The organism is Barnesiella sp. CU968 (assembly GCF_905219685.1).
GTDB classification, from domain to species: domain Bacteria; phylum Bacteroidota; class Bacteroidia; order Bacteroidales; family Muribaculaceae; genus Lepagella; species Lepagella muris_A.
On the sequence record NZ_CAJMXD010000058.1, the window covers coordinates 1 to 10,897 of the forward strand.

The 10,897-nt window shown below is 49.7% G+C and carries 12 protein-coding genes; all 12 read left to right on the forward strand.

The genetic code is table 11. From position 1 onward, the window contains the following. Positions 1-731, forward strand: a 731-nt coding sequence (locus JX312_RS03820) for an HD domain-containing protein (RefSeq protein WP_204457132.1), incomplete at its 5' end; no start/stop codon positions are given. A 9-nt stretch (positions 732-740) separates the two neighbouring features. After that, positions 741-2,012, forward strand: coding sequence for a regulatory iron-sulfur-containing complex subunit RicT (locus tag JX312_RS03825; RefSeq protein ID WP_239653797.1), 1,272 nt, complete (start codon positions 741-743; stop codon positions 2,010-2,012). Positions 2,013-2,024: 12 nt separating this feature from the next. Continuing rightward, a complete protein-coding gene (locus JX312_RS03830) occupies positions 2,025-2,564 on the forward strand; it encodes a hypothetical protein (RefSeq protein WP_124030296.1) in 540 nt (179 codons plus the stop codon). Between the two features lie 5 nt (positions 2,565-2,569). Then, positions 2,570-3,757 carry a Xaa-Pro peptidase family protein gene (locus tag JX312_RS03835; RefSeq protein ID WP_204457133.1) on the forward strand — a complete coding sequence of 396 codons (1,188 nt, stop codon included), beginning with the start codon at positions 2,570-2,572 and terminating at the stop codon, positions 3,755-3,757. A 10-nt stretch (positions 3,758-3,767) separates the two neighbouring features. After that, on the forward strand, positions 3,768-5,180 hold the full coding sequence (locus tag JX312_RS03840) for a CCA tRNA nucleotidyltransferase (protein ID WP_204457134.1): 1,413 nt from the start codon (positions 3,768-3,770) through the stop codon (positions 5,178-5,180). Positions 5,181-5,258: 78 nt separating this feature from the next. Then, a complete protein-coding gene (locus tag JX312_RS03845) occupies positions 5,259-5,723 on the forward strand; it encodes an NfeD family protein (RefSeq protein ID WP_123406986.1) in 465 nt (154 codons plus the stop codon). A 31-nt stretch (positions 5,724-5,754) separates the two neighbouring features. Next, the gene (locus JX312_RS03850; protein WP_123406984.1) at positions 5,755-6,738 is read left to right on the forward strand and encodes an SPFH domain-containing protein; all 984 of its coding nucleotides are present in this window, start codon (positions 5,755-5,757) and stop codon (positions 6,736-6,738) included. A 223-nt stretch (positions 6,739-6,961) separates the two neighbouring features. Then, entirely contained in the window at positions 6,962-7,441 is a 480-nt protein-coding gene (gene rplM, locus JX312_RS03855) for a 50S ribosomal protein L13 (protein WP_123406982.1), read from the forward strand. Positions 7,442-7,449: 8 nt separating this feature from the next. Beyond that, a complete protein-coding gene (gene rpsI / locus JX312_RS03860; protein WP_123406980.1) occupies positions 7,450-7,836 on the forward strand; it encodes a 30S ribosomal protein S9 in 387 nt (128 codons plus the stop codon). A gap of 93 nt (positions 7,837-7,929) precedes the next feature. Continuing rightward, positions 7,930-8,769 carry a 30S ribosomal protein S2 gene (rpsB, locus tag JX312_RS03865; RefSeq protein ID WP_204457135.1) on the forward strand — a complete coding sequence of 280 codons (840 nt, stop codon included), beginning with the start codon at positions 7,930-7,932 and terminating at the stop codon, positions 8,767-8,769. A 95-nt stretch (positions 8,770-8,864) separates the two neighbouring features. After that, positions 8,865-9,857 (forward strand): translation elongation factor Ts, encoded by a 993-nt coding sequence (gene tsf, locus JX312_RS03870; protein ID WP_123406976.1) that lies wholly within the window; start codon positions 8,865-8,867, stop codon positions 9,855-9,857. Positions 9,858-10,095: 238 nt separating this feature from the next. Further along, positions 10,096-10,626, forward strand: a complete 531-nt coding sequence (locus tag JX312_RS03875; RefSeq protein WP_204457136.1) for a hypothetical protein — start codon at positions 10,096-10,098, stop codon at positions 10,624-10,626. Positions 10,627-10,897: the final 271 nt, after the last annotated feature.

Below are 10,897 nucleotides of genomic sequence, written 5' to 3' on the forward strand. Positions count from 1 at the left end.
CCATACATCCGGCACGCATCGAGGAAGTCGTGGCAAAAGTAAAAAAACAGGTAGAAGAGGAGATTATTGAGACCGGGAAACGCACGGCAATAGACCTCGGCATACATGGTCTTCACCCGGAACTTATCCGCATGGTCGGTAAGATGAAATACCGCTCTTCTTACGGACAGAACCTTCTTCAGCACTCCCGTGAGACAGCAAACCTCTGCGCCGTCATGGCTTCCGAGCTTGGTCTCAATCCCAAGAAAGCACGCCGTGCAGGTCTGTTGCATGACATAGGCAAGGTGCCCGATGACGAGCCGGAACTCCCCCACGCGCTTTTCGGCATGAAGCTTGCAGAAAAATTCAAGGAGAAGCCGGAGATATGCAATGCCATAGGCGCGCATCATGAGGAAGTGGAGATGACTTCCCTTCTTGCTCCGATAGTGCAGGTCTGCGACGCCATATCAGGTGCACGCCCCGGCGCACGCCGTGAAATAGTGGAGGCATACATCAAACGTCTCAACGACCTTGAGCAACTTGCGCTCTCTTATCCCGGTGTTGTGAAGACATACGCCATCCAGGCAGGCCGCGAGTTGCGAGTGATTGTAGGCGCTGACAAGATTACTGACGCAGAGACCGAAAAGCTCTCTGCGGAAATCGCCAAGAAGATTCAGGACGAGCTCACATATCCGGGACAGGTGAAAATCACCGTTATCCGCGAGACAAGAGCCATCAGTTTTGCAAAATGACATTGAGCCGTGGAGACAGAGAATAAAAAAAGTTGCTGCGGCAGCCGATGCCCGCGAGGGAAACTCTTCGCCACCAATTGGCTCGACGGCATATCCTCGGGCAATGATTTCGATGTAGTGGAGGTTGTGTTCAAGAATACCCGCATGGGATTCTACACAAATCCTAACAGGCTCGACCTGAAAATCGGAGACATGGTGGCGGTGGAAGGTGCCCCGGGACATGACGTCGGCAGGGTAAGCATGATCGGACGTCTTGTGCGCCTTCAGATGAAGAAAGCCAATATCAATTCGGAAACCGAACTGAAGAAGGTTTTTCGCATAGCCACGCAGAACGACCTTGAGAAAGCTGCCGAGGCTGCCGACCGTGAGGAAGACACGATGATCCGCTCGCGAAAGATTGCCGAAGAGCTTGGGCTCAACATGAAAATCGGAGATGTCGAGTATCAGGGAGACGGCGGAAAGGCAATATTCTACTACATCGCTGACGAACGCGTTGACTTCCGAAAACTTATCAGGATACTCGCCGACACTTTCAAAGTGCGCATCGAGATGAAACAGATCGGTGCGCGACAGGAGGCGGGACGCATCGGAGGCATCGGTCCCTGCGGCCGTCCGCTTTGCTGCTCAAGCTGGATGACTCACTTCGTGTCGGTAGGCACCGGTGCGGCAAGGGTGCAGGATCTTTCAATGAACCCGCAGAAACTTGCCGGACAATGCGCCAAACTCAAATGCTGCCTGAATTTTGAAATAGATTCCTACAGCGAGGCGCAGAAGAAACTCCCGCCGAAAGATATCACTCTTGAAACCAAAGACGGTACGTACTATTATTTCAAGCCGGACATACTCGCCCGCAAGATAACATATTCTACCGACAAGTCGATACCGGCGAACCTTGTGACAATCGATGCCTCACGGGCTTTCGAGATAATCGCGCTCAACCGACAGGGAATCAAGGTGGACTCTCTTGACGAGGCTGACGACAAGAGCAAGGAGAAACCTGTTTACGTGGATCTTGTGGAGCAGGAAAGCCTTACACGTTTCGACAATTCGAAACGCAGAAAACGCCGTCGTGCTCCCCAGGATGCAGACAGACAACAGAAAGGAAACGCGCATAAAGGGGGGAATGCCCCGAAACAGGCGGACAAAAACGATAACCGTCCGAAAAACGCTGAGAAAACCGGCGACAGAAACCGTCAGCCTCGCAACAAGGGAAACCGAAACAACAAAAAAGGGAGACCAGACCAAGCCGGAGCGCAGACTCAGGCTGAAAACAAAGGATAACACCGCGCAAGAATGAGGGTATACAACCGCGCAAGAAACATATGTGTCTTTTCTATGGCATGCCTGATTCTACTCTGCGGCTCATGCCGCAGAGTAGATGACGTGGTGTATGCCGATTTCGCCACTTTCGACCGCGAAGGGTGGGATCCGGTATGTGTCATTCCATTCTTCCCATGGCCAATGGATTCCGTGCTCTCTCCTGCCGACCGCTTCGACCTTATACTTACACTCAGATATTCTCCGGCAGACGCTTCCTCCGTAATTCCTCTTGAAATAACCGAGGAAGACGAAAACGGGGAAATTGAAACTCGCCAAGTCTCGGTGCGCCTACGCGATAAGGATGGGAAACCATTGGGGCATAAAAGCGTTTATCTATATGAAGTGTCCGATACCTTGAGAAGGAATTTCGCGCTTACCGACGGATACATTGTAGGCATCACCTCACTCTCCCCTCTCGAAAACACTCGGGGTCTGCGCAACATAGGGCTTTCACTTTCGCTTCACGGCAACCGGCGCCCTTCGCTCTTTCCCCCTCTTTTCTCTAAACAATAGACATTATGCATATTCCATTCCTCACCTCCGACCTGCACCGGGAACTTGACCTGCGGCTTGAAAAAGTACGCAAGGAGATGCTTTCCGACAATCTTGACGCTATCATTATAGCTTCATCAGCCAACATGCTTTACATTAGCGGATGCATTTTCCGCGGATACGTATATGTAACACACGACCGGGCACCTCTCTTTTTCCTCATTCCCCCGAGCTATGCAGACAACACGGATTACTGCATACCCATCCGCAAACCGGAGCAGATCGCCGGAAGACTCGAAGAAGACGGTTACGGACTGCCTCGGCGTCTCGGCGTGGAATTCAGCGATATGCTCTATTCCGATGTCGAAAGGTTAAAAAAATGCTTCTCCAATTCGGAAATAGCGGATGCTTCGATGCCGCTGCGACGTGCCCGCATGACCAAGACTCCATACGAAGTCGAAAAGATGCGCGAGGACGGAGCGCATCAGGCAGCCGCATATTCGCGGGTGCACCACTGCTACCGCGAGGGAATGACCGATCTGGAGTTTCAGATAGAGATAGAGAGAGTGCTTCGCCTTGAAGGATGCCTTGGCATTCTCCGCACTGCCGGCAGCCGAATGGAACTGAATCTCGGTTCGGTGATATGCGGTGACAATGCCGACAATCCCTCACCCTACGATTTCTCGATGGGAGGCGAAGGCGCAGACCCGTCGCTGCCGGTAGGTGCCGACGGAATGACAATGAAACCGGGCACAACCGTCATGGTAGACATGAACGGTGGATTCAACGGCTACCAGACCGACATGACCCGCTGCTGGAGCATCGGGGAAGTATCGGAACTTGCCGTCAGAGCACACGACTGCTCATGCCGTATCCTGCATCGGCTCGAAGAGATCGGTCGCGCCGGATTGCCGGTCTCCGACATGTACGTCGCAGCCGTAGAGATGGCACGCGCCGAGAACCTGCACGAATATTTCATGGGACATGCGCACAAAGCCGGATTCATCGGTCACGGCGTGGGTATCGAGCTTAACGAGATGCCGGTCGTGATGGAACGCAACCACGAACCCCTGCAGGCTGGCATGACAATCGCGCTCGAACCTAAATTCGTGATTCCTCATGTCGGCGCGGTAGGAATCGAAAACACATATCTTGTCACTGAGACAGGACTTGAAAACCTCACTCCTTTCCCTGAACCACTTACAGAGATTTGACCTTTCAAGAATGAACCTCAAAGAAGATCTTAAGCTTCCCGTTTTCCGACAGATCGGAGAGATTGCCGACAGCATGAACAGAGAAGTTTATGTGGTTGGCGGATACGTGCGCGACATTTTCCTCAGACGCCATTCCTCCGACATTGATTTTGTAACTGTGGGGAGCGGAATCGAACTTGCCACAGAAGTGGCAGGCAAAATAAACCGGGGAAAAGGTCTCAGCGTTTTCGCGAGCTACGGCACCGCACAAGTCAAGGCTGGAGACCTCGAACTGGAATTTGTTGGCGCGCGCCGGGAGTCATACAGTCGGGACTCCCGTAACCCGATTGTGGAAGACGGCACCCTTGAGGATGACCAGAACAGGCGCGATTTCACGATTAACGCCATGGCTGTCTGTCTAAATGCTGACAGATTCGGAGAACTGGTAGATCCGTTCAACGGCGTTGTAGATCTACACAACCGGACAATCCGCACACCGCTCGACCCGGACATTACATTCTCCGACGACCCTCTGCGCATGATGCGCGCGATACGCTTCGCCTCTCAACTTGACTTTACAATAGAGCCGGAGACCTTCGAGGCGATACGCCGCAACCGCAACCGCATTTCGATAATAACCAAAGAACGCATAAACGACGAACTGTCGAAAATCATGCGCTCCAGCACTCCATCAACCGGCTTCAGACTTCTTGATGACTCAGGACTTCTCGAGCTGATATTCCCCACGTTATATGCCCTGAAAGGAGTAGAGACAAAAGAAGGACGCGGACATAAAGACAATTTCTATCATACGCTGCAGGTTGTCGACAATGTTGCCGCAAAGAGCGACAACGAATGGCTGCGTTGGGCGGCGCTGCTTCACGACATAGGCAAACCTGTGACCAAAAAGTATGACGCAAGAATAGGATGGACTTTCCATAACCACAATTTCATCGGCGAGAAAATGATTCCCCGGGTCTTCAAGCAGATGAAACTTCCTCTGAACGAGAAGATGAAATATGTGGCAAAACTTGTAGGACTGCATATGCGCCCGCAGTCTGTGGGCGAGGAAGGTGTGTCAGATTCCGGAGTGCGCCGTCTCATAACCGATGCCGGTCCCGACCTTGAAGACCTGATGACACTTGCCGAGGCTGACATCACATCGAAGAATCCGGCGAAAGTGCGCCGCCAGCTCGAAGGTTTCGCGGCTTTGCGCCGACGCATGAGCGAAATCAACGATGCCGACGCTCTCCGCAACTGGAAGTCGCCCGTCGACGGTCATGAAATCATGCAGTATTTCAACATACCCCCCTCCTCGGCAATCAAAGAAATAAAAGATGCCGTGAAAGAAGCCATCCTCGAAGGTGAAATACCATACACCCACGATGACGCCTGGGCGTATGTGCTTCGCATAGCACCGGCAATACTGCTTGAAAAGAGCTGAATCTGCTGACAATAAGCATGCCATTTTTGCCGTTCTAATTGAAAGAGATTCTTTTCTAACCTTACAAACAGACTTTATATGGAACTATGGGTTTTATGGCTTGTCATAGCCGGTCTACTACTGATTTCGGAAATTGTATTCCAGTGGGTATGGACTCTCTGTCTGGCGATAGGATGCCTGGCGGCTATGGCTGCCGCACTTGCCGATGTGTCATTTCTGGTTCAGATCGTCAGTCTGTCGGCAGTCTCGGTCGTAGCATATATTCTGCTGATACCAGTGCTAAACAGATGGCAGGAGAAGGCACGCCGCAGAAACCGCAACAAATCGCGCACCGGCATGGACGCTCTTCTGGGAAGAGTGGCTACCGTCACAAATGAGATCCGTCCCGGCAAACTGGGGCGTGCGCGAATCGACGGCGACTGCTGGCAGGTACGCGTCCCCGGCGGCAATGACATCATCCGCGACGGCGAAGAAGTTGTGGTTACAGGCTACGACAGCATAATCCTTGACGTGGAAAGAAAAAAAACTCCAAGAGAGGTTTGAATTAAACTTTAATTCTAAATTCAATATCATCATGAGCATCGTTTCCATTATTCTGGCGATTGTTGTGATCGGCATCGCAGTTGCCATCATCGCTGCAGGCGTGAAGGTCGTGCCGCAGTCGGAGACACGTGTAATCGAGCGGCTTGGCCGCTTTCACGCAGTCCTGCCCCCGGGTCTGAATTTCATAATCCCGTTCGTAGATCGCCCCAAAACAATCTATACGCGTTATGTGACTGTCGGTGTGGGAGGACGTCACATGGTCAGAATGACAACCACTCCGGTGATCGATCTCCGCGAACAGGTATATGACTTCCCGTCACAGCAGGTCATCACCCGCGACAATGTCACAACTGAAATCAACGCGCTACTGTATTTTCAGATCACAGACCCGAAAAAAGCTGTATACGAGATCGACAATCTCCCCAACGCCATCGAAAAACTTACGCAGACCTCTCTGCGTAACGTGATCGGCGAGCTGGAACTTGACGAGACCCTGACCTCACGCGACACCATCAACACCAGGCTTCAGTCTATCCTTGATGATGCCACGAACAAATGGGGAGTGAAGGTTAACCGTGTGGAACTTCAGGACATCACTCCACCCGAGAGCGTGCGTGTGGCAATGGAGAAGCAGATGCAGGCGGAACGCAACAGACGTGCGGAGATTCTCAACGCCGAAGGTGAGAAGCAATCGCTCATTCTGCGCTCGGAAGGTCAGAAAGCATCGCGTATAAATGAGGCGGAGGCTGTCAAGCAAGCGGAGATACTACGCGCCGAAGGCGAGGCGCGCTCGATTGTGCTCAACGCGCAGGCAGAGGCAGACGCGATACGCCAGGTTGCCGAGGCAGTCGCAGCCACCAACACAGACCCCGCCACGTACATGCTCGCGATGAAATATATCGAGACACTCAAAGAGATGACAGCCGGCAAAGACAACAAGACTGTCTACATCCCCTATGAGGCATCTTCCGTGCTTTCATCAATCGGCTCTATAAAAAACCTCTTCGGGCAATAGAACCGTACGGAAATCTTTTGAGAGAGCGCATTTATAACGCGCTCTCAAAATAAATATAGATAAAAAACGCTGACAATTTCGTGGTTAGCGTTTTTTTTTGTAATTTTGCGAGCCGATTTTATCCAAATTAGTAAGCCAAAAAAGAGGGCACAGTTGGTTTTGGCCGACCAACCGCTTGATTTCGCGGCATTTAGAAACATTAATTTAAACATTAAAGTTAAAAGTGGATACTTTAAGCTATAAGACACTTTCAGCCACCTCCGAGACAATCGTCAAGAACTGGGTGGTAATAGACGCTACCGACCAGGTGCTCGGTCGTCTTTGCTCAGTAGTCGCAAAGATTCTTCGCGGCAAGAACAAACCGAGCTACACGCCCAACCTTGATTGCGGCGACAACGTAATCATCATCAACGCCGACAAGATCGTTCTCAACGGCGACAAGATGACTAAACGCGAATATCTTCGCTACACAGGCTATCCCGGCGGACAGCGTTCATTCACACCCGCCGACCTGATGGAAAAATCAAAGAAAGCCTCAGTGAAGGCAGGCAAGCACCCCCTCTTCATCAAAGTTGTGAAAGGCATGCTTCCCAAGACCAAGCTTGGCGCGGCTCAGCTCAACAACCTTTATGTCTACAACGGTTCAGAGCACCCCTTCGCCGATGTGAACGCTACAGTAATCGACATCAATAAAATGAAATAAGAAAGAAGATGGAAAAAGTAAATGCAATTGGCCGCCGTAAAGCAGCCGTGGCTCGAGTTTATCTTACCGAGGGTACAGGTAAAATCACTATCGACAAACGTCCTCTGGATGTATACTTCCCCTCTTCAATTCTTCAGTATATCGTAAAGCAGCCGCTCGCGACTCTCGACTGCGTTGAGAAATACGACATCAACGCCCACCTCGACGGCGGCGGTTACAAAGGACAGTCCGAGGCTCTTCGTCTCGCCATCGCCCGCGCTCTGGTGAAGATCAATCCCGAAGACAAACCCGCTCTCCGTGCGGAAGGCTTCATGACACGCGACCCGCGCGCCGTAGAGCGTAAGAAACCGGGACGTCCCAAAGCACGCAAACGCTTCCAGTTCTCGAAACGTTAATATATTATTGTGTTTAGCATCTAAATCCGCCAGATGGACACGTTCCCTACTGCCGGATTGTATTAAAAAGAACGTAAACAAACTTAAAAACAAATGGCAACACCAACATTTGACCAGCTCCTCGAGGCAGGATGTCATTTCGGTCACCTCAAACGCAAATGGAATCCCGCAATGGCTCCCTACATCTTCATGGAGCGCAATGGTATCCACATCATAGACCTCTATAAAACGGCAGCCAAAATCGAAGAGGCTGCAGCAGCTCTCAAGCAGATTGCAAAGAGCGGCAAGAAAGTTCTCTTCGTGGCTACAAAGAAACAGGCCAAAGAGACTATCGCTGAAAAAGCAAAATCCGTTAACATGCCTTATGTTATCGAACGCTGGCCCGGCGGTATGCTCACCAACTTCCCCACAATCCGCAAGGCTGTGAAGAAAATGACCACCATCGACAAGATGGAGAAAGACGGCACTTTCGACAACCTTTCAAAGCGCGAGAAACTTCAGATCACTCGTCAGCGTGCCAAACTCGAGAAGAACCTCGGTTCAATCGCAGACCTCGGTCGTCTCCCCTCCGCTCTCTTCGTGGTTGACGTAATGAAAGAGCACATCGCGGTGGCAGAGGCAAAACGTCTCGGCATACCTGTGTTCGCTATCGTTGACACCAACTCAAATCCCGAGGACATCGACTTCGTTATCCCCGCAAACGACGACGCTTCAAAGAGCATCGAGGTTATCCTTGACGCTATCTGCGCCGCTATGAACGAGGGTCTTGAGGAGCGTAAGATCGAGAAAATCGACACTCCCGAAGACAAAGAGGAAGGCGAAGCTTCAGCTCCCGGCAAACGTCGCCGCGTGCGCCGCAACGAAGAACGTGCAGCTGCTCCCGCAGAGGCTGAGGTAAAAGAGGAAGTGAAAGAGGAAGCCGCAGAGGCTTAATCCTTATCCTTAAATGTCTTTAAGGACTTTAAAGACCTTAAGGTCCTTAAAGTCCTTAATTTTTAAATACACAATCAGATAAAAACAAAACTACTATGGCAGTTAGTATAGAAGATATCAAAAAATTGCGCAATATGACCGGCGCAGGTATGATGGACTGCAAGAACGCCCTCGCAGAGACAGAAGGCGATATCCAGGCAGCTATTGAGATCATCCGCAAGAAAGGTCAGGCAGTTGCCGCTAAACGCGAAGACCGTCAGGCTTCAGAAGGATGTGTCCTCTCTGCTGTTAAAGAAGGCTTTGCAGCTATCGTGGCTCTCAAATGCGAGACAGACTTCGTTGCAAAGAACGAGTCGTTCCGCGCTCTCACAAAACAGATTCTCGACGCCGCTGTCGCAGCCGGCGCCAAGACTCTCGATGAGGTCAAGGCTCTCAAGCTTGATGACCGCACAGTAGAGGAGCACATTACTGACGAGATCGGCAAGACTGGCGAAAAGATGGAACTCGGCGCATACGAATGCATCGCCGCTCCCAGCGTAGCCGCTTACGACCACCTCGGCAACAAACTCGCGACTATCGTAGGTTTCAACCTTGAAGGTGTTTCTGCAGAAGTCGGCAAAGAGGTTGCAATGCAGGTAGCAGCAATGAATCCTGTAGCCGTCAACCGCGAGGCTGTTCCAGCCGCTGTTATCGAGGAAGAGAAGAACGTGGCTATCGAGAAAACCAAGACCGAGCAGGTTCGCAAGGCTGTTGAGGCAGCTCTGAAGAAAGCAGGCTTCAACCCCAACCACTTCGACAGCGACGACCACATTGCATCCAACATCACCAAAGGCTGGATCACAGAGGAAGATGCCGCCAAAGCTCGCGAGATCATGGCAGAGGCTGCAGAGAAGAAAGCTGCAAACCTTCCCCAGCAGATGATCGACAACATCGTAAACGGTCGTATCAACAAATACTACAAGGAGAACGTTCTTCTTGAGCAGGAATACCATCGTGACGCAACTCTCACAGTAGGTCAGTATCTCGACAAAGAGATGAAAGGTCTCGTGGCAGTAGAGTTCAAGCGCGTAAACCTCAACCAGGACTAATCAATCCTGATTCAGATAAGAAAAAAGGAGCCTTGCGGCTCCTTTCTTTGTTCTATACATACAGACTCTCCCATGCCTGTACAATTATTCACAACACAATCCGGATGGTAAGGAATTTTTTGAATTTAATTGTAAGGTTCATTGAAAGGACTGAACGGCTTGCAGAACCAGTCTTGATCTGCCAGGCGTTCATCGCTACGGCGAGTAAAATATGTTTAATCAATAAACAATTTTTCTTATGCTCCACAAAAAACTCAACCTTATAATATCATGCATTCTTTTAATGCTGTCGCAATCTATTTATTCTCAGAATAAATATGAATGCGACAATTTATGCGCCGCATCTGCAAACAAAATAAATTCAAACGACACTATATCATTTAGTTTTACAACAAAAGAAAACATAATATTTGAGCTAGGGAGATACAACACCCCAAAACAACTTAACCCCGGCTATACAGCTCGAGAACTTTATGATTTCTCATGCGGGGGAACAGAATACGAACAAGAAGCAAGAGAATCGCGCCGCAAAATTAAACAATTGTATGCTTCAATAATAGGATTTGCGGATTCAACGAAAAAAGTCGATATAATTCGCGTAACAGTCTCACCCAACGGAGATATCATATATATTTCCCTGTGTATGGAAGATAAGAAATCTTATAATTTACATGCTATCGATTCTTTTATTAGAAATGCCAAAATGATTAAATTTCCCCCGTGTCAGATATATAATCAATTTTTAATACTTGCAAACAAGAAGTTCTAAGAGTGTGTTTGAATTTAACTTTCATTTATATGAAGAGGTGTTTTCGAGGGAATTTCACGAGTTGAAGAAGGAGCATAGCGTGCTATGTGACTGATGAAACTTGATGAAATTCACCGAAAAGAACCTTCATAGAAATGAAAAGAGTATTTTCAATATGCTAAAACATAAAATTCGTGTTAAATTCAAACATACTCTAAGAGCTTGTCTAAATTTTATTGATTAAAAATTTTATGGCAGCGAAATCAATCATTTCTTCCGCTGATTCATTTGA

Coding starts and splice junctions, on each gene's coding strand:
- rpsB (WP_204457135.1), top strand. CDS start 7,930: ATGGCAACACCAACATTTGACCAGCTCCTCGAGGCAGGATGTCATTTC.
- JX312_RS03875 (WP_204457136.1), top strand. CDS start 10,096: ATGCTCCACAAAAAACTCAACCTTATAATATCATGCATTCTTTTAATG.
- JX312_RS03840 (WP_204457134.1), top strand. CDS start 3,768: ATGAACCTCAAAGAAGATCTTAAGCTTCCCGTTTTCCGACAGATCGGA.
- JX312_RS03845 (WP_123406986.1), top strand. CDS start 5,259: ATGGAACTATGGGTTTTATGGCTTGTCATAGCCGGTCTACTACTGATT.
- JX312_RS03835 (WP_204457133.1), top strand. CDS start 2,570: ATGCATATTCCATTCCTCACCTCCGACCTGCACCGGGAACTTGACCTG.
- tsf (WP_123406976.1), top strand. CDS start 8,865: ATGGCAGTTAGTATAGAAGATATCAAAAAATTGCGCAATATGACCGGC.
- JX312_RS03830 (WP_124030296.1), top strand. CDS start 2,025: ATGAGGGTATACAACCGCGCAAGAAACATATGTGTCTTTTCTATGGCA.
- rpsI (WP_123406980.1), top strand. CDS start 7,450: ATGGAAAAAGTAAATGCAATTGGCCGCCGTAAAGCAGCCGTGGCTCGA.
- JX312_RS03850 (WP_123406984.1), top strand. CDS start 5,755: ATGAGCATCGTTTCCATTATTCTGGCGATTGTTGTGATCGGCATCGCA.